General features: G+C 60.4%; 18 protein-coding genes. 10 read left to right on the forward strand and 8 right to left on the reverse strand.

What is annotated here, in order from left to right; all coding sequences use genetic code 11:
• Positions 1-159 precede the first annotated feature (159 nt).
• The 7 genes from phaC to ACA073_RS01985 form a co-directional block, all read right to left on the reverse strand.
• Positions 160-1,839: a class II poly(R)-hydroxyalkanoic acid synthase gene (gene phaC, locus ACA073_RS01955; RefSeq protein WP_497401232.1), complete on the reverse strand. Its 1,680-nt coding sequence runs from the start codon at positions 1,837-1,839 to the stop codon at positions 160-162.
• A 257-nt stretch (positions 1,840-2,096) separates the two neighbouring features.
• The gene (locus ACA073_RS01960; RefSeq protein ID WP_497401234.1) at positions 2,097-2,474 is read right to left on the reverse strand and encodes a gamma-butyrobetaine hydroxylase family protein; all 378 of its coding nucleotides are present in this window, start codon (positions 2,472-2,474) and stop codon (positions 2,097-2,099) included.
• Positions 2,475-2,628: 154 nt separating this feature from the next.
• Complete coding sequence (hslU, locus tag ACA073_RS01965) at positions 2,629-3,966, reverse strand: ATP-dependent protease ATPase subunit HslU (protein ID WP_497401236.1); 1,338 nt, start codon at positions 3,964-3,966, stop codon at positions 2,629-2,631.
• A gap of 55 nt (positions 3,967-4,021) precedes the next feature.
• Complete coding sequence (gene hslV, locus ACA073_RS01970) at positions 4,022-4,552, reverse strand: ATP-dependent protease subunit HslV (RefSeq protein WP_030129223.1); 531 nt, start codon at positions 4,550-4,552, stop codon at positions 4,022-4,024.
• A 300-nt stretch (positions 4,553-4,852) separates the two neighbouring features.
• On the reverse strand, positions 4,853-5,551 hold the full coding sequence (locus ACA073_RS01975; protein ID WP_497401238.1) for an SPOR domain-containing protein: 699 nt from the start codon (positions 5,549-5,551) through the stop codon (positions 4,853-4,855).
• Between the two features lies 1 nt (position 5,552).
• The gene (argS, locus tag ACA073_RS01980; RefSeq protein WP_497401240.1) at positions 5,553-7,289 is read right to left on the reverse strand and encodes an arginine--tRNA ligase; all 1,737 of its coding nucleotides are present in this window, start codon (positions 7,287-7,289) and stop codon (positions 5,553-5,555) included.
• Between the two features lie 239 nt (positions 7,290-7,528).
• Positions 7,529-9,748, reverse strand: coding sequence for a primosomal protein N' (locus ACA073_RS01985; protein WP_497401242.1), 2,220 nt, complete (start codon positions 9,746-9,748; stop codon positions 7,529-7,531).
• Between the two features lie 283 nt (positions 9,749-10,031).
• On the opposite strand from ACA073_RS01985, the gene rpmE reads away from it, so the two are divergent.
• The 3 genes from rpmE (at position 10,032) to ACA073_RS02000 (ending at position 12,528) form a co-directional block, all read left to right on the forward strand.
• Positions 10,032-10,262 carry a 50S ribosomal protein L31 gene (rpmE, locus tag ACA073_RS01990; RefSeq protein WP_497401244.1) on the forward strand — a complete coding sequence of 77 codons (231 nt, stop codon included), beginning with the start codon at positions 10,032-10,034 and terminating at the stop codon, positions 10,260-10,262.
• Positions 10,263-10,276: 14 nt separating this feature from the next.
• Positions 10,277-11,077, forward strand: coding sequence for a thermonuclease family protein (locus tag ACA073_RS01995; protein WP_497401246.1), 801 nt, complete (start codon positions 10,277-10,279; stop codon positions 11,075-11,077).
• 182 nt (positions 11,078-11,259) lie between these two features.
• On the forward strand, positions 11,260-12,528 hold the full coding sequence (locus ACA073_RS02000) for a malic enzyme-like NAD(P)-binding protein (RefSeq protein ID WP_497401248.1): 1,269 nt from the start codon (positions 11,260-11,262) through the stop codon (positions 12,526-12,528).
• A 269-nt stretch (positions 12,529-12,797) separates the two neighbouring features.
• Here ACA073_RS02000 and ACA073_RS02005 read toward each other — a convergent pair whose 3' ends face one another.
• On the reverse strand, positions 12,798-15,233 hold the full coding sequence (locus tag ACA073_RS02005) for a penicillin-binding protein 1A (protein ID WP_497403954.1): 2,436 nt from the start codon (positions 15,231-15,233) through the stop codon (positions 12,798-12,800).
• Positions 15,234-15,453: 220 nt separating this feature from the next.
• Here ACA073_RS02005 and ACA073_RS02010 point away from each other — a divergent pair, with 220 nt between their 5' ends.
• The 7 genes from ACA073_RS02010 to aroB all read left to right on the forward strand — a co-directional run bounded on the left by ACA073_RS02010 (position 15,454) and on the right by aroB (position 22,092).
• Positions 15,454-16,518 (forward strand): pilus assembly protein PilM, encoded by a 1,065-nt coding sequence (locus ACA073_RS02010; protein ID WP_497401250.1) that lies wholly within the window; start codon positions 15,454-15,456, stop codon positions 16,516-16,518.
• On the forward strand, positions 16,518-17,084 hold the full coding sequence (locus ACA073_RS02015; RefSeq protein ID WP_497401251.1) for a PilN domain-containing protein: 567 nt from the start codon (positions 16,518-16,520) through the stop codon (positions 17,082-17,084). Before ACA073_RS02010 ends, ACA073_RS02015 begins: the two co-directional genes overlap by 1 nt.
• Complete coding sequence (pilO, locus tag ACA073_RS02020) at positions 17,081-17,704, forward strand: type 4a pilus biogenesis protein PilO (protein ID WP_497401253.1); 624 nt, start codon at positions 17,081-17,083, stop codon at positions 17,702-17,704. The genes ACA073_RS02015 and pilO overlap by 4 nt, the downstream gene beginning before the upstream one ends.
• Positions 17,701-18,228, forward strand: coding sequence for a pilus assembly protein PilP (locus ACA073_RS02025; RefSeq protein WP_497401255.1), 528 nt, complete (start codon positions 17,701-17,703; stop codon positions 18,226-18,228). Before pilO ends, ACA073_RS02025 begins: the two co-directional genes overlap by 4 nt.
• Positions 18,229-18,241: 13 nt before the next feature.
• Positions 18,242-20,317: a type IV pilus secretin PilQ gene (locus ACA073_RS02030; protein WP_497401256.1), complete on the forward strand. Its 2,076-nt coding sequence runs from the start codon at positions 18,242-18,244 to the stop codon at positions 20,315-20,317.
• A gap of 4 nt (positions 20,318-20,321) precedes the next feature.
• On the forward strand, positions 20,322-20,840 hold the full coding sequence (aroK, locus tag ACA073_RS02035) for a shikimate kinase AroK (protein ID WP_017336125.1): 519 nt from the start codon (positions 20,322-20,324) through the stop codon (positions 20,838-20,840).
• Between the two features lie 151 nt (positions 20,841-20,991).
• Complete coding sequence (gene aroB, locus ACA073_RS02040; RefSeq protein ID WP_084323151.1) at positions 20,992-22,092, forward strand: 3-dehydroquinate synthase; 1,101 nt, start codon at positions 20,992-20,994, stop codon at positions 22,090-22,092.
• The last annotated feature ends 2 nt before the right edge of the window (positions 22,093-22,094 follow it).

The raw sequence follows: 22,094 nt of genomic DNA on the forward strand, positions 1-22,094 counted from the left end.
GTTGGGTGGCGAAGCCGCCCCAAACCTGAGACCTCGGTGTATCCGTTACACCGAGTGCATTGGTTTTACGACTGCTTTGCAGTCGAACGGGGCGGTGCGACGTTTCGCTAAATCCCCTCTCCACAAAAGCCCGTTCCCACAGAGGGTGGGGTGTGCCAGTTACCGCTCGTGTACGTAAGTGCCTGGCGCCGCCTCGCCTGCCGGGTAAGCCTTGTTACCCAGTTTTATCGGAGCTTTTTTCAGTTCGCCCGAACGCTCGGCCTGCCAGGTCTGCCAGTGCAGCCACCAGGAATCGGTGTGCTTGGTGGAGTTTTCCTGCCAGTCCTCGGCCTTGACCGGCATTTCGCTGCTGGTCATATAACGTGACTTGGGGTTGCCCGGCGGGTTCAGGATGCTCTGGATGTGCCCGCTGCTGGACAACACGAACTCGACATTGCCGCCAAACAGTTGCGCCGACTTGTAGCAGGACTTCCACGGCGTAATGTGGTCGTTGGTGCCGGCCAGGGAAAAGATGTCGGCCGTAACCTGCTTCAGGTCGATCGGCGTACCGCACACTTCCAGTGCGTCCGTACGGATCAGCGGGTTGTTTTTGAACAGCTCGATCAGGTCGCCGTGGAACGCGGCGGGCAAGCGTGTGGTGTCGTTGTTCCAGAACAGGATGTCGAACACCGGCGGCTCGTTACCGAGCAGGTAGTTGTTGACCCAGTAGTTCCAGATCAAGTCATTGGGGCGCATCCAGGCAAAGACTTTCGCCATGTCGCGACCTTCCAGCACACCGGCCTGATAGGAATGGCGCTTGGCGGCTTCGAGGGTCTGCTCGTCGACGAACAGGGCCACGTCGCTGTCCAGGGTAGTGTCCAGCACGCTGACCAGCAGCGTCAGGGCGTTGACCTTGTTCTCGCCGATCGCCGCGTAGTGGCCCAGCAGGGCGGTGCAGGTGATGCCGCCGGAGCAGGCGCCGAGCATGTTCACGTCTTTGCTGCCGGTGATCGCGGTGACCACGTCGACCGCTTCCTTGAGGGCTTCGATGTAGGACGACAGGCCCCACTCGCGTTGCTCCTTGGTCGGGTTGCGCCAGCTGACGATGAAGGTCTGCACGTTGTTGCGCAGGCAGAAACGCGCCAGGCTTTTGTCCGGGCTCAGGTCGAAAACGTAGAACTTGTTGATTTGCGGCGGCACCACCAGCAATGGGCGCTCGTGCACCTGCTCGGTGGTTGGCCGGTACTGGATCAGCTCCAGCACGTCGTTGCGAAACACCACCGCGCCTTCGGTCACGCCCAGGCTCTTGCCGACTTCGAATGCGCCCATGTTGACCTGGCTCGGCATGCCGCCGTTGTGCACCAGATCCTTGGCCAGGTGCGAGAGGCCGTCGAGCAGGCTCTTGCCGCCGGTTTCGAAGAAGCGTTTGATCGCCGCCGGGTTGGCCGCACTGTTGGTCGGGGCCATGGCTTCGGTCATGAGGTTGATCACGAAGTGCCCGCGTGCCACATCCTTGGGTGTAAGGCTACTGTCGTCGATCCAGTCGTGGAGTTCCTTGCGCCACGCCAGGTAGGTTTGCATATAACGTTTGTAAAGCGGGTTCTGGCTCCAGGCCGGATCGTGGAAGCGACGGTCATCGCTGGAGGGTTGCAGCTCGGATTTGCCGAACAGTACGTTCTTGAGTTCAAGGCCGAAATGAGCGACATGCCTGACGCTATGCACCGGTTGCCTCATGGCCTGCCTGAGCACCATTCGAGCAGAAGTCAGTAGATCCTTTCCACGCAGCCCAACGACAGGATTCAGCCCTAAGGTGTTTTCCGAGGCCTGATACTTCAAGTCATCGTTATTCAGTTTACTCATCTACGACGCTCCATTGTCCTGAGACGAGTACCAGTTCCAGCTGTGTAGGTACACAGCCAATGCCAGGTACTACTGCTCGGGTGACCGTTAATTCTGCATCACTGTTTTTTAGTTCAGAGAGCACTGCAGGGAACTTGCCAAGTCCATTGGTTACCCGAGTTTAATTTTTTTCGCAAGCAGGCTTATGACTGACCTCGGGGCCTAGCATTCAAACATTTGAAATTAGAAAATGCCTTCTAAAGCGCAAAAGGCGCGGGCTAGAGCATCAGCTTGACGACGGATTCGTTCGGATCACGGGTCTTGCCGGCGGTTTTCAATTCAGCAAGATAATCGTTCCAGAGATCTTCCTGACGCACGCCCAGCTGGTACAAATACTCCCAAGTGAACAGTCCGCTGTCGTGGCCATCGTCGAAGGTCAATTTCAGTGCGTACTGACCGGCCGGTTCTACTTTGGTCAGGCCTACGCCGATCTTGCCAAATTGCAGGATAGGTTTGCCGTGGCCCTGGACCTCGGCGGAAGGAGAGTGCACGCGCAGGAACTCGGCGGGCAGGTGATGTTCCTCGCCGGACGCGTATTTCAGCGACAGGGTTTTCGAGGCTTTGTGCAGTTTGATGTCGGTGGGGAGTTGGGTCATGACCGGCAGTCCATTCGTGTGGGCGAGCTCGGTTCAAATGTGGGAGCGGGCTTGCTCGCGAAAGCGGAGTGTCAGGCAACATTGAGTCGACTGACACACCGCCTTCGCGAGCAAGCCCGCTCCCACAGGGGCCGCGTTCGCCTGTAAGTATGGCTTACAGGATATAACGGGACAGGTCTTCGTTCTGCGCCAATTCGCCCAGGTGGCTGTTGACGTACTCGGCGTCGATCAGGATCACCTTGTCGTCGTGGGCGCTGGCCAGATCGCCAGCGCTGAACGACACCTCTTCAAGCAAACGCTCGAGCAACGTGTGCAGACGACGGGCACCGATGTTCTCGGTTTTCTCGTTGACCTGCCAGGCAATCTCGGCGATGCGCTTGATGCCGTCCGGCTGGAACTCGATGGCCAGGCCTTCGGTTTTCAGCAGGGCGCAGTATTGCTCGGTGAGCGACGCATGCGGCTCGCTGAGAATGCGTTCGAAGTCTTCCGGCGTCAGGGCCTTCAGCTCGACACGAATCGGCAGACGACCTTGCAGCTCGGGCACCAGATCGCTCGGCTTGCTCAAGTGGAACGCACCGGAAGCGATGAACAGGATGTGGTCGGTCTTGACCATGCCCAGTTTGGTGTTGACGGTGCAGCCTTCGATCAGCGGCAGCAGGTCGCGCTGTACGCCTTCACGGGACACGTCGACGCCACCGGAGTTACCGCGCTTGGCCACCTTGTCGATTTCGTCGATGAACACGATGCCGTGCTGCTCGACCGCTTCCAGTGCCCTGGCCTTCAACTCTTCATCGTTGACCAGGCGGCTCGCTTCTTCATCGCGGACCAGTTTCAGCGCTTCCTTGACCTTGAGCTTGCGGCTCTTGCGTTTGCCCTTGCCCATGTTGGCGAACAGGCTCTGCAACTGATTGGTCATTTCTTCCATGCCCGGTGGCGCGGAGATATCGACGCCGGCCACTTCGGCGACTTCGATTTCGATCTCCTTGTCGTCCAGCTGACCTTCGCGCAGGCGCTTGCGGAACAGCTGGCGGGTGTTGGAGTCGGCCGATGGGGCGTCATCGTTGTTGAAGCCCATGCGCGCCGGTGGCAGCAGGGCGTCGAGGATGCGCTCTTCCGCGGCGTCTTCGGCGCGGTGGCGAACCTTGGTGATTTCCTGTTCGCGCAGCAGTTTGATGGCAGCGTCAGCCAGATCTCGAATGATCGACTCGACGTCGCGACCGACGTAGCCGACTTCGGTGAACTTGGTCGCTTCGACTTTGATGAACGGCGCGTTCGCCAGTTTGGCCAGGCGACGGGCGATCTCGGTTTTACCGACACCGGTCGGACCGATCATCAGGATGTTCTTGGGCGTTACTTCAACGCGCAGCTCTTCCGGCAACTGCATCCGGCGCCAGCGGTTACGCAGCGCGATGGCGACGGCGCGCTTGGCATCGTCCTGGCCGATGATGTGGCGATTGAGTTCGTGGACGATTTCACGGGGAGTCATGGACATAGTAATTGGCGGTCCTCAAGCAAAAGTGAGCCGTGGCGCTAAGGCCGGAACAGGCTTACTCGGCGAGGTCCTGCTCCTCAATGGTGAAGGTGTGGTTGGTGAATACGCAGATGTCGCCGGCGATGCCGAGCGCGGTTTCGACGATTTCGCGGGCCGACAGATCGGTTTTCTTCAGCAGCGCGCTGGCGGCGGCCTGGGCGTAACCGCCACCGGAACCCATGGCGATCAGGCCTTCTTCGGGTTCGACCACGTCGCCGTTGCCGGTGATGATCAGGGACGCATCTTTGTTGGCGACCGCGAGCATGGCTTCGAGGCGGCTGAGGGTGCGGTCGGTGCGCCATTCTTTGGCGAGCTCGACGGCGGCACGAACCAGGTGACCCTGATGTTTCTCGAGCTGACCTTCGAAGCGCTCGAAGAGGGTGAAGGCGTCAGCGGTGGCCCCGGCAAAACCGGCGATAACCTGGCCGTGGTACAGGCGACGAACTTTCTTCGCGTTGCCTTTCATCACGGTATTGCCGAGAGAAACCTGGCCGTCGCCGCCCATGACGACTTTGCCGTGGCGGCGAACTGAAACGATGGTGGTCAAGGGAGAGTCTCCACGCAGCGGGGCGAAAATGCCTTATGCCAACTCATATGGGGGTGGTGGAGAGGATTTCAACTGTGGGGTTGGAGAGGGGACGAGCGGTGCGGTTTCAGTGAGGAGTGTGTGGTGGGTGCCGACGCCATTCGCGAGCAAGCCCGCTCCCACATTGAATTTCCGTTTGCCATAAAACCTGCAAACAACACAAATCCAGTGTGGGAGCGGGCTTGCTCGCGAATGGGGCAACCCGATTTCTCAGACTGACCGCGGCGTTTGCCCCAACATGAACTGTTGAAGCAATGTTCTTTATCGGTTCTGGCGTTGTTGTAACAACAGGTTGCTGAAACCTGCGCCGGCCAGTTGCTTCTGCGCGGTGGTCAGTTGTTCACGGTTGCTGAATGGCCCGACCAATACCCGATACCAGGTCTCGTCCTTCACCGTGCCGGATTCAACCGCCACAGCCTGACCGAGCAAGATGATCTGCGCACGCACCTTGTCCGCATCGGCTTCCTTGCGGAACGAACCGGCCTGCAGGAAAAACTTGGTCACCGGCGCGGCCTTGGTCACGGGGGGTGGGGGTGGCGGGGTGATGCCGGCCAATGCGGCTTGAGCGCGCGCGGTGTCAATCTTCGCCGCTTCCGCTGGCGTTACCGGTGTGGTCGGTACAGCCGGCGTAGGCAGGGTTTTCTCCGGCACCGCATCCGGCGGCACGATGACTTCCGATTCCGGCAGCAGGGTGTAGAAGTCGTACTTCGGCTTCACCGGTTGTGTCGGGCTCGGCGGGGTCTTGTTGGCCTCGGCGATCTTGGTGGCTTTCTGCTGCTCGATCTTCTCGCGCTTGACGCTGTCGCTGCCTTTACCCGGCTCCAGCTTCATCAGGAACACAATGAACGCGCCGACCGTCAGGCCGATCGCCATCCACAGCCAGCCCGGAATCGGTTGCTTTGCAGGAGCTTGGTAACGGCTGGCGCCACGCTTGGGTGCAGGTTTTTTCTTGGCAGCCAACTTACATACGCTCCAGAGTTTCCAGACCCAAGAGTTCCAGGCCTTGCTTGAGAGTGCGTCCGGTCAGCGCGGCGAGGCGCAGGCGGCTTTGCATTTGCGCCGGGGTTTCAGCACTGAGGATCGGGCAGTTCTCGTAGAAACTGGAGAACAGGCCGGCGACATCGTACAGGTAGGTGCAGAGGATGTGCGGGGTGCCTTTCTCGGACACGTTGTTCAGGATTTCACCGAATTGCGCGAGTTTGGCTGCCAGCTCGTGTTCATGCGCGGCTTCCAGAACGATCTGGCCTTCGACTTCGCTGAAGTCCTTGCCGAGCTTGCGGAACACACCGGCCACGCGGGTGTAGGCGTACAGCAGGTACGGCGCGGTGTTGCCTTCGAAATTCAGCATCAGGTCGAAGTTGAAGCTGTAGTCGCTGGTGCGGTGCTTGGACAAGTCGGCGTATTTCACTGCACCGATGCCCACGACCTTGGCGATGTTGCGCAGCTCGGCCTCGGCCAGCTCCGGGTTCTTGTCCTTGACCAGGGTGTAGGCGCGCTCCTGGGCTTCGGTCAGCAGGTCGATCAGCTTCACGGTGCCGCCATCACGGGTCTTGAACGGACGGCCATCGGCGCCGTTCATGGTGCCGAAGCCCATGTGTTCCATTTCCATCGGGTGCGTCACGAAGCCGGCCAGACGTGCGACCTGGAACACTTGCTGGAAGTGCAGCGCCTGGCGCTGGTCAACGAAATACAACGCGCGATCAGCCTTGAGCTTGCCGCTGCGATAACGCACGGCCGCCAGGTCGGTGGTGGCGTAGAGGTAGCCGCCATCAGCCTTGACGATGATGACTGGCAGCGGGTCGCCATCAGCATTCTTGAATTCATCGAGGAACACGCACTGGGCGCCATTGCTCTCGACCAGCAGGCCAGTGGCCTTGAGATCGTTGACCACGTTGATCAGGTCGTCGTTGTAGGCGCTTTCGCCCATCACGTCGGCCATGGTCAGTTTGACGTTCAGCAGTTCGTAGATTTTCTGGCAATGGGACAGCGAGATGTCCCTGAACTTGGTCCACAGCGCCAGGCAATCGGCATCACCGGCCTGCAGCTTGACCACCAGACCACGGGCGCGATCGGCAAACTCTTCGGATTCGTCGAAGCGTTGCTTGGCGGCGCGGTAGAAGTTTTCCAGGTCCGACAGTTCGTCGCTGGTGATCGGGTTTTCCTGCAGATACGCCATCAGCATGCCGAACTGGGTGCCCCAGTCGCCAACGTGGTTCTGGCGGATCACTTCGTCGCCGAGGAATTCCAGCACGCGGGCCACGCCGTCGCCGATGATGGTCGAGCGCAAGTGACCGACGTGCATTTCTTTGGCCAGGTTCGGTGCGGACAGGTCGACAACCGTGCGCTGCACCGGGCCGGCCTTGCGCACGCCGATGTGCTCGTCAGCCAACGCGGCGTCGAGGCGAGTGGCCAGGGCCTGGGTGTTCTGGAAGAAGTTCAGAAAGCCGGGGCCGGCGATTTCGGTCTTGGTGACGTTTTCGTCGGCAGGCAGCGCGGCGATGATTTTTTCCGCCAGATCGCGCGGCTTCATGCCGGCCGGCTTGGCCAGCATCATGGCGATGTTGCTGGCGAAGTCGCCGTTCTTCTTGTCACGGGAGTTTTCCACCTGGATCGCCGGCGACAGGCCTTCAGGCAACACACCTTCGTTGACGAGTTGGGTGATGGCTTGTTGGATCAGCTGGCGAATGGTGTCTTTCATGGTCTTCTCTTTCGACCGCAAGCGCGGCGGCGCTTCGATGCGCTGGTGGAAAAACTGGGCATTATCCGTTGCGAAGGCGGGCTTGCCAACTATAGCGGGCAGGTTGTGGATATGTGGTGACTATTAGGGCCTCTTCGCGAGCAAGCCCGCTCCCACACTGGATCGGTGGTGGTTACCTATTATGTGCCTGACACAGAACCCCTGTGGGAGCGGGCTTGCTCGCGAAGGCGATCTTCCAATCAATACAAATCGACGGGATCAACATCCAAAGACCACCGCACCGCCCGCCCACTCGGCATCTGCTCCAGCACCAGCAACCAACTGGCCAGCAACCGATGCAGCGGCGCCCGAGCCGTCGCCTGCAACAACAACTGCGCCCGATAGCGCCCGGCCCGACGTTCCATCGGCGCCGGCACCGGCCCGAGCAATTCGATCCCGGTCAGATTCTGTTCGGCCAGCAAACGCTCGGCCTCGCTGCACGCCTCATCCAGAAAACCTTCGGCCTGCCCCGGTTTATGCGCTTCGGCCCGCAACAGTGCCAGGTGCGCAAACGGCGGCAAACCGGCCGAGCGCCGCTCGCTCAGCGCCTGCTCGGCAAACGCGAAATAGCCCTGTTCGGTCAGTTGCACCAGCAGCGGATGGTCCGCCAGATGCGTCTGGATAATCACCTTGCCCGGCTCTTCAGCCCGTCCCGCACGGCCTGCGACTTGAACGATCAGTTGCGCCATGCGCTCGCTGGCGCGGAAGTCGCCGGAGAACAATCCGCCGTCGGCATCGAGAATCGACACCAGCGTCACCCGTGGAAAGTGGTGCCCTTTGGCAAGCATCTGCGTGCCGACCAGAATGCACGGGTGACCCTTCTGAATGGTCGCGAACAATTGATTCATTGCGTCCTTGCGCGACGTACTGTCGCGGTCGACCCGCAGCACCGGAACGTCCGGAAACAGAATGGCCAAGCGTTCTTCGGCGCGTTCGGTGCCGGCGCCGACGGGCCGCAAGTCGACCCTGCCGCATTTCGGACAATGCCGGGGCACGCGTTCTACGTAGCCGCAATGGTGGCAGCGCAGTTCGCCGGAGCGCTGGTGCACGGTCATCCGCGCATCGCAGCGCTGGCATTCGGACATCCAGCCGCAGTCATGACACAGCAGGGTTGGCGCGAATCCTCGGCGGTTGAGAAAAACCAATACTTGCTGACCGGCCGCGAGTGTCTGACCGATGGCTTGGTGCATCGGTCCGGAAATACCGCTGTCCAGCGGACGACTTTTCACATCCAGGCGCAGGAATCGCGGTTGCTTGGCGCCACCGGCGCGCTCATTCAGGCGCAGCAGACCGTACCGCCCGGTGTAGGCGTTGTGCAGGCTTTCCAGCGAAGGCGTGGCGGAACCGAGCACGATCGGGATGTTTTCCTGCCGTGCGCGCACCAATGCCAGGTCGCGGGCGTGATAGCGCAGGCCTTCCTGTTGTTTATAGGAGCCGTCGTGCTCTTCGTCGATGATGATCAGGCCGGGATTCTTCATCGGCGTGAACAGCGCGGAGCGGGTGCCGATAATGATGTCGGCGTCACCATCCCGGGCGGCGAGCCAGGCTTCAAGGCGCTCACGGTCATTGACCGCCGAGTGAATCAGCGCGATGCGTGCATTGAAACGTTGCTCGAAGCGCGCCAGGGTTTGCGGGCCGAGGTTGATCTCCGGGATCAGCACCAGCGCTTGCTTGCCTGCTTCGAGGGTTTCGCGGATCAACTGCAAATAGACTTCGGTCTTGCCGCTGCCAGTGACGCCGGCCAGCAGGAACGCATGGTAACTGTCGAACCCGGCGCGAATCGCTTCATAAGCAGCGCGCTGCTCGGGGTTGAGGGGCAGCTCCGGTTGCGCCAGCCAGTGCTCGTGACGGGCGCCGGGGGCGTGTTTGCGGATTTCGACTTGCACCAGATCCTTGGCCAGCAGCAGATCGAGGCTGTCCTTGCTCAGCATCAGTTTGCTCAGCAATTGATGAGCGACGCCGTGGGGATGCTGGGCCAGGGTCGCCAGCGCCTCACGCTGACGCGGGGCGCGGGCGATGCGCGGGTCATCAAGGCTGGCGCCGGGCGCGGCGGACCAGAAACGTTCCTGGCGTGCTTCGGCCAGCTCGCCCTGGCGTAGCAACACTGGCAGCGCCCAACTCAACGTGTCGCCGAGGCTGTGCTGATAATACTGGGAGGTCCACAGGCACAGCTTGAACAGCGCTGGTGGCAAGGGTGGCGTGGCGTCGAGCAGGGCCAGGGCCGGTTTGAGCTTCTCTGCCGGGACTTCACTGGTGTCGGTGACTTCCACCAGAATCCCGATCATCTCCCGCCGGCCGAACGGCACCCGCAGGCGCATGCCAGGCTGCAACTGGGCGCGCAGGACACCGGCCGGGGCTCGGTAATCGAACAGGCGGCGCAGTGGCGAAGGCAGGGCGAGGCGCAAAATGGCGTCGGGCACGCGTGGGGGTCTCGATCAGCGAAAAAAATCAGCAGGGCATGACCTGTGGGAGCGGGCTTGCTCGCGAAAGCGGTGCGTCAGTCAACATTCATGCCGTCTGACACACCGCTTTCGCGAGCAAGCCCGCTCCCACATGGGCGGTGCTTTGGGTCGGGAGCCTAGCAGACGGTCGGTCTCGGCGACAGCTTGCGTGATTGAGATTGTCTGGTAGAATCCGCGGCCTAATTACGTGCGGTATTCAACAATAGTGTTGGGTGGCGGCACGCAGCCCGAGGAAGACACCATGAAAGCTGAAATCCATCCAGATTATCCAGTCATTGCTGTTACTTGCAGCTGTGGCAACAAGTTCGAAACTCGTTCGACCTTCGGCAAAGCTCTGCCGATCGACGTTTGCAACGAGTGCCACCCGTTCTACACCGGTAAGCAAAAGACTCTGGACACTGGCGGCCGCGTTCAGCGCTTCGCCGACCGTTTCGGTGCTTTCGGCAAGAAACCTGCTCCAGCAGCAGAGTAAGGTTCGAAAGCCCCATGGGCTTTACCTTGCTAATGAAAAAGGCGTCCCTTGCGGGCGCCTTTTTTGTGTCTGCGATTTGGCTGTCCGGCGCCCAGGCCTTTTGCCCGGCACCGGGCGGTCTGACACCCGTCGCGGTGGAACGTGTGGTGGATGGCGACACATTGCGCCTCAGCGATGGCCGCAGTGTGCGCATGATCGGCTTGAATACGCCCGAGCTGGGCAAGCAGGGCCGATCCGACGAGCCGTTCGCTGTGGCGGCGCGCAAACGTCTGGAAGCATTGGTGGCCGCCAGCGACGGTTGGGTCGGCGTGCTCCCGGGCAAAGAGAGCAAAGATCACTACGGTCGCACCCTTGCACATCTCTACGGCACCGATGGCGTCAACCTCGAAGCGCAGATGCTCGCTGAGGGCCTTGGGTTTCAGGTGGCGGTCGCGCCGAATGTCGATCTGGACACCTGTCAGCAAGCGGCGGAACGCAGTGCGCGGCAGGCCGGGCTCGGCGTGTGGCGTCAGTCACCTGTACTGAAAGCGGAGCAGATCAACGCGTCCGGTTTTGCTGTGGTCAGTGGGCGTGTGAGCAAGGTTCAACGCAATCGCGGTGGCGTTTGGATCGAGTTGCAGGATGCACTTGTATTGCGTGTTGCACCCCATTTACTGGGGCAGTTCGATGTCGCGGCGCTGGAACGTCTGACGGGCAGGCAGATCGAGGCGCGTGGCTGGGTCGTGGACCGTTCCCGTCGCGGCGGATTGAAACAAGGGCAAGCGCACTGGCTCCTGCCGTTGACCGATCCGGCGATGCTGCAAACGGCGCCTTGATTAAAAATTGTAGACATTTTTTCTGTCGATTGTGAACAGTCCATCCCTTGTGTTCCGTGGCTCTTGGCCCAAAGTCGTAGGGCCGGGCGCTTGACAGGGGTGACTGGTCAGTCTTGTGGGGACTATGCGAGGCGCGTATCCTCGCTGACCAGTCTGTCCAACAGTAAAAGCGGAATGCCCCCATGTCTGATTTGAAAACTGCCGCTCTCGAATATCACGCCCATCCTCGTCCAGGTAAGCTGAGTGTCGAGCTCACCAAGGCCACCGCTACCGCCCGCGACCTGTCGCTGGCCTACAGCCCCGGCGTAGCCGAACCAGTACGCGAAATCGCCCGCGATCCTGAACTGGCCTACAAATACACCGGCAAAGGCAACCTGGTTGCAGTCATTTCCGATGGCACCGCGATTCTGGGCCTGGGTAACCTCGGGCCATTGGCTTCCAAGCCAGTGATGGAAGGTAAAGGCGTGCTGTTCAAACGCTTCGCCGGCATCGACGTGTTCGACATCGAAGTCGATTCCGAAAGCCCGCAAGCCTTCATCGACACCGTCAAGCGCATTTCCATCACCTTCGGTGGCATCAACCTGGAAGACATCAAGGCCCCTGAGTGCTTTGAGATCGAACGCGCTCTGATCGAGCAGTGCGACATTCCAGTGTTCCACGATGACCAGCACGGCACCGCGATCGTTACCGCGGCCGGCATGATCAACGCCCTGGAAATCGCAGGCAAAACCCTTGCTGACGCCAAGATCGTCTGCCTGGGCGCCGGTGCTGCCGCCATCTCCTGCATGAAGTTGCTGGTGAGCATGGGCGCCAACATCGAAAACATCTACATGGTCGACCGTACCGGCGTGATCCACTCCGGCCGTGACGACCTGAACCAGTACAAGGCTGTCTTCGCTCACGCGACTGACAAACGCACCCTGGCTGATGCCCTGACCGGTGCAGACGTGTTCGTTGGCCTGTCCGGCCCGAACCTGCTGAACCCTGAAGGCCTGAAATCCATGGCGGCCAACCCGATCGTGTTCGCGTGCTCGAACCCTGATCCGGAAATCTCCCCGGAACTGGCTCACGCCACCCGTGACGACGTGATCATGGCGACCGGCCGTTCGGACTACCCGAACCAGGTCAACAACGTACTGGGCTTCCCGTTCATCTTCCGTGGTGCCCTGGACGTTCGCGCCAAGCGCATCAACGAAGAAATGAAAGTGGCGGCGGCCAACGCCCTGCGTGAACTGGCCAAGCTGCCGGTTCCTCAGGAAGTGTGCGACGCCTACGGCGGCATCAAGCTGGAATTCGGTCGTGAGTACATCATCCCGAAACCAATGGATGCCCGTCTGATCACCTTGATCTCCGATGCCGTGGCCAAGGCTGCGATCGAGACCGGTGTGGCAACCCTGCCGTATCCGAAGAACTACCCGCTGAAAAGCGTGGATGACGTGTTCAACGGCTAAGCCGTTGTAGCGCTTCTAAAGAAGCCCCGGCTCTTGTGAGTCGGGGCTTTTTTATGTCTGAGAGGATTGTGTCGTTCGTGATGGCCCCTTCGCGGGCAAGCCCGCTCCCACAGTGGATTGTTGGTGTGCATGCGATCTGTTTCGCGATGGAGATACCTGTGGGAGCGGGCTTGCTCGCGAAGGGGCCGGATCAAACAGCGAAAAAACGACAGACAGAAAAAAGCCCCGCACTTCTCTCGAAGGCGGGGCTGTTTCTTGTGGCTATCCGATCAGAACAAATCGATCGGCGCCGCTTCATCCGCTGGCAGCGGGCTGCCCGGCGCATTGCCGTTACCCAGCTCATTCGCCGACGGCGGCGTGTCTTCGGCCTTGAACAGCTCGAAGTACGCTCCTGGCGTGCCAGGGGTGGCTGCCCGGCCGCTGACCGGATCAACCCGCAGGCTCAGAATGCCTTCCGGCTCTGGCTGTGTATGCGGCGGCTTGTCCTTGAGCGCGGCAGCCATGTAATTCATCCAGATCGGCAACGCCACAGTACCGCCGAACTCACGTTTGCCCAGGCTTTCCGGCTGGTCGAAACCGGTCCAGACGGTGGTCACGTAGTCGGCGTTGTAGCCCGAGAACCACGCATCCTTCGATTCGTTGGTGGTACCGGTCTTGCCCGCGATGTCGGGGCGCCCCATGGCCAGTGCGCGGCGGCCCGTGCCGAGTTTGATCACGTCCTCGAGCATGCTGTTGAGGATGTAAGTGGTGCGGCCATCGACAATGCGTTCGGCCACGGCCGGCACTTGAGGCGCTGGTTGGCCCGGAGCCTCGCCCGGCGTCGCATTGACCGTAAAGGCCTCGGCGACGGGGGCGGCAATACCGTCCGGGGCGACACCACCTTTAGGCACGCTCGGCGGGTTGGCGACGAACAGCGTGTCGCCATTTCGGCTTTCGATCTTGTCGATAATGTACGGACTGACCTTGTAGCCGCCGTTGGCAAACGTGCTCCAGCCGGTGGCAATCTCCATCGGCGTCAGGGTCGCGGTGCCCAGGGCCAGCGACAGGTTGCGCGGCAGGTCCTGCTTGTTGAAGCCGAACTTGCTGATGTAGTCGATGGTGCGATCAACACCCAGCGCCTGCACCAGACGGATCGACACCAGGTTGCGCGACTTGTACAGCCCTTCGCGCAGACGGATCGGGCCGAGGAAGGTGTTGGTGTCGTTCTTCGGTCGCCAGACCTTGTCCAGGTATTCGTCGACGAACACGATCGGTGCGTCGTTCACCAGGCTGGCGGCGGTGTAGCCGTTATCCAGTGCGGCGCTGTAGACGAACGGTTTGAAGCTCGAGCCCGGTTGACGCTTGGCCTGCAGGGCGCGGTTGTAATTGCTTTGTTCAAAGGCGAAACCGCCGACCAGCGAGCGAATGGCGCCGTTCTGCGGATCAAGGGAAACCAGCGCGCCTTGTGCCTGCGGGATCTGGCTGAACTTCAGCGAATTATCCGGCTGGCGCTGTACGCGAATCAAATCGCCGACCTGGGCGACATCCGACGGCTGCTTGGGGTTGGCGCCCATGCTGTTGGTGTTCAGGAACGGCCGCGCCCATTTCATGCTGTCCCAGCCGATGTGTTCGTCACCGGTACGGGTCATCACTTGCAGGCCGTTCTTGTCGACCTGGGTGACGATGGCGGGTTCAAGGCCGCTGATCGTGCGTTGCTTCGTCAGTTCGGTGGCCCAGGCTTCCCGCGTCTTGCCCGGCAGGCGCGACTCGGGGCCGCGATAGCCATGACGCTGATCGTAAGTCATCAAGCCTTCGTGAAGCGCAGTGTTGGCCATTTCCTGCAGGTTGCTTGGCACGGTGGTCGTGACGCGGAAACCTTCGGTGTAGGCATCGCTGCCATAGCGGCCGACCATTTCGGCGCGAGCCATTTCAGCGATGTACGGAGCATTCACTTCCGGGGTCGGCACGTGATAGCTGGCGTTCAGCGGCTCGTTGATCGCGGCGGTGTAATCGGCTTCGGTGATTTTTCCGAGCTTGTACATGCGCCCGAGGATCCAGTCGCGACGTTCCTTGCTGCGTGCCGGGTTGGCCAGCGGGTTGAAGCGCGACGGGGCTTTTGGCAGGCCGGCAATCATCGCCATCTGCGCCAGGCTGACGTCACGAATCGACTTGCCGTAATACACCTGCGCCGCCGCCTCGATGCCGTAGGCCCGGTTGCCCAGGTAAATCTTGTTCACGTACAACTCGAGGATCTCGTCCTTGGTCAGTTGCCGTTCAATCTGCAGGGCCAGGAGGATTTCAGTGGTCTTGCGCGAGAAGCTGCGTTCGCTGGTCAGGAAGAAGTTCTTCGCCACCTGCATGGTGATGGTGCTGCCGCCGGACTGAATGTGACCGCTTTTGACCAGTTGGGTCGCGGCGCGCATCAGACTGCTGGGATCGACGCCGTAATGGTTGGCGAAATTGTCGTCTTCAGCACTTAGTAACGCATTTATGAAGTTGGGGGGAATGTCGGCGAAACGGATCGGAGTGCGGCGCATTTCGCCAAACTCTGCTATCAACTTATTGTCGCTGCTGTACACCCGCAGTGGAATCTGCAACTGAATGCTTCTCAGCGCCTCCACAGAGGGCAATCCGGGGCTAAGGTAAAGAAAAGCGCCGCTCAGACCGAGGAGCAGTCCGCAGAAAACGGCGACGATGGACCAACCGAAAAACTTCAGCAGACGAATCAAGGCTTTGGGATATCCAGGGCAAAGAATGAATGAGGCATCAGGGTTCAGGTTAAAAGGAGAACGACCCGCGCTTGACGTAAAAAGCGGAAAAAAAACGCTGGGCATTATAAGCATTTTTCCGTGCAGGGCGTCATTTGCGCTGTTGTCAAGACGGGTGGATTGAACGCAATGGACATTACAGAGTCCGTAACTCACGGAAAGTCATAGGGAATTGGTAGTGCTAGGACTCTTCAATAAAAAGGCCAACACGCTGTTGGGGATCGACATCAGCTCCACGTCGGTAAAGCTTCTTGAGCTAAGCCGCCAGGGTGACCGATATCGGGTCGAGGCCTATGCGGTAGAGCCGCTGCCCGCCAACGCGGTGGTCGAGAAAAATATCGCCGAGCTCGAAGGCGTGGGTCAGGCACTCACGCGCGTGCTGCTCAAGGCCAGAACCAGTCTCAGGAACGTCGCGGTGGCCGTGGCCGGTTCGGCGGTGATTACCAAGACCATCGAAATGGATGCCGGTCTTTCCGACGACGAGATGGAAAACCAGCTGAAAATCGAGGCGGATCAATACATCCCCTATCCGCTCGACGAAGTGGCCATCGACTTCGAAGTCCAGGGTGCATCGGCGCGCAACCCCGAGCGGGTCAATGTGTTGCTGGCAGCCTGTCGCAAGGAAAACGTCGAAGTCCGTGAAGCGGCGCTCGCGCTGGCCGGTCTGACCGCTCGCGTGGTCGATGTCGAGGCCTACGCGCTGGAGCGATCCTTCGGTTTGCTGACCGGACAACTGGCAGCGGCTCAGGAGCGCTTGACGATTGCCGTGGTCGACATCGGTGCGACCATGACCACGCTCAGCGTCCTGTACAACGGACGCATTATCTACACCCGCGAGCAATTGTTCGGCGGTCGTCAGCTGACGGAAGAAATCCAGCGACGTTATGGCCTGACCGTTGAGCAAGCGGGGCTGGCAAAGAAGCAGGGCGGCTTGCCGGACGACTACGTCAGCGAGGTGCTCCAGCCGTTTCGCGATGCGCTGGTGCAGCAGGTGTCGCGGTCATTGCAGTTTTTCTTCGCCTCGGGGCAGTACAACGCTGTCGATCACATCCTGCTGGCCGGTGGCACCGCTTCGGTCCCGGGGCTGGACCGGTTGATCGAGCAACGTCTGGGCACGCCGACACTGGTAGCCAATCCCTTCACGGACATGACCCTGAGCAGCAAGGTCAACGCCGGTGCCCTGGCCAGCGATGCGCCGGCGCTGATGATCGCTTGCGGGCTGGCCCTCAGGAGTTTCGACTGATGGCGCGGATCAACCTTTTACCCTGGCGCGAAGAACTGCGGGAGCAGCGGCGCAAACGCTTCTTGCTGGCGCTGGTCGGTGTGCTGGTGGGGTCAGTGGGGGCGGTGCTGATTGCGGATCAGGCCATCAGTGGTGCGATCGACCGACAAATCGCCCGAAACGATTACATCGGTAAACAGATTGCCGTGGTCGACGAGCGGATCAAGCAGATCAGTGACCTGAAGGCGCGTCGCCAGCAACTGGTCGAGCGCATGCGCATCATTCAAGACCTGCAGGGCAATCGTCCGATCAGCGGGCGGATCTTCGATCAGTTGGCGCGTACCTTGCCCGGCGGAGTGTATTTCACCGAGGTGAAGATGGAGGGTAAAACCCTGTCCATTACCGGCGCGGCAGAATCCAATAATCGAGTGTCGGACCTGATGCGCAACCTGGATGCATCGGACTGGTTCGACGCGCCCACCCTGACGGAAGTCAAGGCGACCACCGCCGGCCAACTGGATCAGGCCAACGTCTTTCAGTTGACCGTTCGTCAGACCCAGCCTGCCGCTACGGAGATTGTTCAATGAGGCCGGCCGAATGGATTGAAGGCTTGCGCAAGATCGACATCAACGATCTGGACACCAGCAACATGGGATCCTGGCCGCCCGCCATCAAGGCGCTGGCGGGTGTGCTGTTGATGATTCTGGTGCTGGCGCTGGGTTACAGCTTTTCCATCAGCGACCTCAAGAGTCATCTCGAACTCAAGCGTGAGGAAGAGTCGACGCTCAAGGAACAATTCGCCACCAAAGCGCACATGGCGGCGAATCTGGAGCTATACATCCAGCAGATGAAGGAAATGGAGAATTCCTTTGGCGTGCTCTTGCGGCAATTGCCCAGCGACACCGAAGTGCCCGGTCTGCTAGAGGATATCACCCGCACCGGCCTGGGCAGCGGCCTGGAGTTCGAAGAGATCAAACTGCTGCCGGAGGTCACCCAGCAGTTCTACATCGAGCTGCCGATCCAGATCACCGTCACCGGCGCGTATCACGACCTCGCCACGTTCGTCAGTGGTGTGGCCGGGTTGCCGCGAATCGTCACCCTGCATGACTTCGACCTCGCACCGGCCAACCCCGAGGGGGGGCCGAAATTGCGCATGAGCATCCTCGCCAAGACGTACCGCTATAACGACAAGGGGCTGCAAAAATGAGCCCGATTCGTTTTATCCCGATGGTCGGAGTACTGGTCGTTCTGGCCGGTTGTGGCGGCGACGCTGACTTCAGCGACCTGGACGCGTACATGAACGAAATGCGCCTGCGTGCGCCGGGCAAGATTGAACCAACGCCGATATTCCGGTCATACCCAACGTTCACCTACAGCGCCGCTAACCTGCGAAGCCCGTTTTCCCGGCAGCTCAGGGTCGACCTGGCTGGCCAGAAGCACGGCTCGCGCAACGTCAAGCCTGATCTCAATCGGGTCAAGCAGTACCTCGAAGGTTTCAACATCGAGCAGTTTGAAATGGTCGGCACAATCTCCAATGCGGCTGGCTCCTTTGCGCTCTTGCGCGGGGCAGGCAGTGTGCATCGGTTGAGGGTCGGCGATTATCTGGGACGTAATGATGGCCGGATCGTCGCCATCAGCGCCTCGCAAGTCGATGTGGTCGAAATCGTTCCTGACGGCGAAGGCGCCTGGCTGGAACGGCCGCGGACCATCCCTTTGAAAGAGCACTCATAGTGGAACTCGAATAATGAACAGGATTTTCGCGACCTTCGGTATGTCGCTATGGATAGCGTTGCTGTCGCCGATGGTACACGCGGCCAACCTCAAAGCGCTGGATGTCGCCGCGCTGCCAGGGGACCGCGTCGAGTTGAAGTTGTCATTCGATGGGGCGCCCCCGGCGCCCCACGGTTACACGACGGAGCAGCCTGCGCGGATTGCACTGGACCTGCCCGGTGTGGTCAGTCAGTTGGCGAGCAAGACCCGCGACCTGGGCGGTGGCAATGCCCGCAGCGCCACAGTGGTGGAAGCCAAGGATCGCACACGGCTGATCATCAACCTGACTCAATTGACCCCGTACACCGCTCGCGTCGAGGGCAATAATCTGTTTGTGGTGGTCGGGCGCGGAACCAGCAACGCAGCCTCCGCACCCGCAGCCAAACCGCCACGTGTCGCCACGGCAACACCGGCGCCGGCCAAGGCCTACGCGCCGGTGAGCAGGGCGATCCGCGGCGTGGATTTCCAGCGTGGCACCCAGGGTGAAGGCAATGTGGTCATCGATCTGTCGGATCCGTCCATCGCCCCTGACATTCAGGAGCGCGATGGCAGGATTGTCCTAGGTTTCGCCAGAACCCAATTGCCGGAACCGTTGCGGGTCCGTCTGGACGTCAAGGATTTCGCCACCCCCGTGCAATTCGTCAACGCCAGCGCCACGGGAGACCGGGCGACCATCAGCATCGAGCCCAGTGGCGCGTTCGATTACTCGACCTATCAGACCGACAACAAGCTGACCGTCAGCATCCGCCCGATGACCGTAGACGACTTGCAGAAGCGCAACGCCGAGCGTTTTGCCTACACCGGTGAAAAGCTCTCGCTGAACTTCCAGGACATTGACGTGCGCTCGGTGCTGCAACTGATTGCCGATTTCACCAACCTCAATCTGGTGGCCAGCGACACGGTGCAGGGCGGCATTACCTTGCGCTTGCAGAACGTGCCGTGGGATCAGGCGCTGGACCTGGTGCTGAAAACCAAGGGCCTGGACAAGCGCAAGATCGGCAACGTGCTGCTGGTGGCGCCGGCCGATGAAATTGCCGCCCGCGAGCGCCAGGAACTGGAGTCGCAGAAGCAGATCGCCGAACTCGCTCCGCTGCGCCGCGAACTGCTGCAGGTCAATTACGCCAAGGCGGCCGATATCGCCAAGCTGTTCACGTCGGTGACCAGTGCCGAGGCGAAAGTCGACGAGCGGGGCTCGATCACCGTCGATGACCGGACTAACAACATCATTGCCTATCAGACCCAGGACCGCCTCGACGAACTCCGCCGTATTGTCGCGCAACTGGATATCCCGGTGCGTCAGGTGATGATCGAGGCACGGATCGTCGAAGCCAACGTCGACTACGACAAAAGCCTCGGCGTGCGTTGGGGCGGTTCGATACAAAAGGGTAATTGGAACGGTTCCGGGGTCAATGGATCGTCGACCACTATCGGTACGCCCGGCAGTACCAGTACAAACTCGCCGTTCGTCGATCTGGGGACCTCGGCCAACACCTCGGGGCTCGGTATCGCCTTCATCACCGACAATGTGCTGCTGGATCTTGAGCTGACGGCGATGGAAAAAACCGGTAACGGCGAAATCGTCTCGCAACCCAAGGTGGTCACCTCCGACAAGGAAACCGCGAAAATCCTCAAGGGCACCGAGATTCCGTACCAGGAAGCCAGTTCCAGCGGCGCCACTTCGGTGTCGTTCAAGGAGGCCTCGCTGTCGCTGGAAGTGACGCCGCAGATCACGCCGGACAACCGGATCATCATGGAGGTCAAGGTCACCAAGGACGAACCGGACTACCTGAACAAGGTGCAGGATGTACCGCCAATCAAGAAAAACGAGGTCAACGCCAAGGTGCTCGTCAATGACGGCGAGACCATCGTGATTGGTGGGGTTTTCTCAAATACTCAGAGCAAGGTTGTAGATAAGGTGCCATTTCTCGGTGATGTGCCGTATCTTGGCCGCCTTTTCCGGCGTGACGTGGTTTCGGAGAAAAAATCCGAGCTGCTGGTATTTCTCACTCCGCGTATCATGAACAACCAGGCGATTGCTGTGAGTCATTGATTCTGTGCGAAATTTGATTCTTGTTGGACCGATGGGGGCTGGAAAAAGCACCATCGGCCGGTTGCTGGCCAAAGAACTGCGCCTGCCGTTCAAAGATTCCGATAAGGAAATTGAACTGCGCACGGGCGCCAATATCCCGTGGATTTTCGATAAGGAAGGCGAACCGGGCTTTCGTGACCGCGAGCAGGCGATGATTGCCGAGCTGTGCGGCTGCGATGGCGTGGTGCTGGCGACTGGCGGGGGCGCAGTGATGCGCGAAGCCAATCGGCGGGCACTGCGTGCCGGTGGTCGGGTGGTTTATCTGCATGCTTCTGTCGAGCAGCAGGTTGGCCGCACCGCCCGCGACCGAAATCGACCCCTGTTGCGTACTGCCGATCCGGCCAAGACCCTTCGGGACCTGCTGGAGTTGCGCGATCCGCTGTATCGGGAAATCGCCGACCTGGTGGTGGAAACCGATGAACGACCGCCGCGTATGGTGGTGCTCGACATTCTTGACCGCCTGCAGCAACTGCCTCCCCGTTAAAGCGCAGCGCGAAATGCGCTATCCTCGGCGTCCTGCCGCGACCGCTCAAGGTTGTGGCGGATGGCTACCGAACGGCGTCACACCAACAGATGCCGTGGACATTCGATAACTCAAGGCAGGACGCCTGATTCCATCTTCACTGTGGGGACACATGCAGACACTCAAGGTCGATCTAGGCGAGCGCAGCTACCCGATTCACATTGGCGAAGGTTTGTTGGATCAGCCTGAGCTGCTGGCCCCGCATATTCGCGGACGGCAAGTGGCGATCATCTCCAACGAAACCGTTGCGCCGCTCTATCTCGAACGTCTGACCCGCAGCCTTGCGCAGTTCTCGGTGATTTCCGTCGTGCTGCCCGACGGTGAAGCCTTCAAGACCTGGGAAACCCTGCAACTGATTTTCGACGGTCTGCTGACCGCGCGCCATGATCGCCGCACCACCGTGATCGCCCTCGGCGGCGGTGTGATTGGTGACATGGCCGGTTTTGCTGCTGCCTGCTACCAGCGCGGTGTCGATTTCATTCAGGTTCCGACCACGCTGCTGTCGCAAGTCGACTCCTCGGTGGGCGGCAAGACCGGGATCAATCATCCGCTGGGCAAGAACATGGTCGGCGCCTTCTATCAGCCGAACGTGGTGCTGATCGATACCGCCACTCTCAATACCCTGCCGGCCCGCGAGTTGTCCGCCGGGCTGGCTGAAGTCATCAAGTACGGGCTGATTTGCGACGAGCCGTTCCTCACCTGGCTCGAAGAAAACGTCGATCGCCTGCGTGCGCTGGACCAAGTCGCCCTGACTTATGCGATCGAGCGTTCCTGCGCGGCCAAGGCTGCGGTGGTCGGTGCCGACGAGAAGGAAACCGGTGTTCGTGCCACCTTGAACCTGGGGCACACCTTCGGCCATGCCATTGAAACCCACATGGGATATGGTGTGTGGCTACATGGTGAAGCGGTAGCTGCTGGCACCGTAATGGCCCTGGAGATGTCCGCGCGTCTCGGCTGGATCAGCGAGCAAGAACGCGATCGCGGTATTCGCCTGTTCCAGCGTGCCGGCCTGCCGGTCATCCCGCCTGAAGAGATGACTGAAGCCGATTTTCTCGAACACATGGCAATTGACAAGAAAGTGATCGACGGTCGTTTACGCCTGGTGCTGCTGCGCCACATGGGCGAAGCGGTGGTGACCGACGATTATCCGAAAGAGGTTCTACAGGCCACGCTGGGAGCGGATTACCGCGCCCTGGCTCAGCTTAAAGGTTAATA

The sequence above is a fragment of the Pseudomonas sp. LBUM1670 genome, assembly GCF_059695695.1.

Bases quoted from the DNA above. Each gene is read 5' to 3' on its own strand.
- ACA073_RS02025 (WP_497401255.1), top strand. From the start codon at position 17,701: ATGAGCCCGATTCGTTTTATCCCGATGGTCGGAGTACTGGTCGTTCTG.
- ACA073_RS02030 (WP_497401256.1), top strand. From the start codon at position 18,242: ATGAACAGGATTTTCGCGACCTTCGGTATGTCGCTATGGATAGCGTTG.
- argS (WP_497401240.1), bottom strand. From the start codon at position 7,289: ATGAAAGACACCATTCGCCAGCTGATCCAACAAGCCATCACCCAACTC.
- ACA073_RS01995 (WP_497401246.1), top strand. From the start codon at position 10,277: ATGGGCTTTACCTTGCTAATGAAAAAGGCGTCCCTTGCGGGCGCCTTT.
- rpmE (WP_497401244.1), top strand. From the start codon at position 10,032: ATGAAAGCTGAAATCCATCCAGATTATCCAGTCATTGCTGTTACTTGC.
- phaC (WP_497401232.1), bottom strand. From the start codon at position 1,839: ATGAGTAAACTGAATAACGATGACTTGAAGTATCAGGCCTCGGAAAAC.
- ACA073_RS02015 (WP_497401251.1), top strand. From the start codon at position 16,518: ATGGCGCGGATCAACCTTTTACCCTGGCGCGAAGAACTGCGGGAGCAG.
- pilO (WP_497401253.1), top strand. From the start codon at position 17,081: ATGAGGCCGGCCGAATGGATTGAAGGCTTGCGCAAGATCGACATCAAC.
- ACA073_RS02000 (WP_497401248.1), top strand. From the start codon at position 11,260: ATGTCTGATTTGAAAACTGCCGCTCTCGAATATCACGCCCATCCTCGT.
- hslU (WP_497401236.1), bottom strand. From the start codon at position 3,966: ATGTCCATGACTCCCCGTGAAATCGTCCACGAACTCAATCGCCACATC.
- ACA073_RS01960 (WP_497401234.1), bottom strand. From the start codon at position 2,474: ATGACCCAACTCCCCACCGACATCAAACTGCACAAAGCCTCGAAAACC.
- aroB (WP_084323151.1), top strand. From the start codon at position 20,992: ATGCAGACACTCAAGGTCGATCTAGGCGAGCGCAGCTACCCGATTCAC.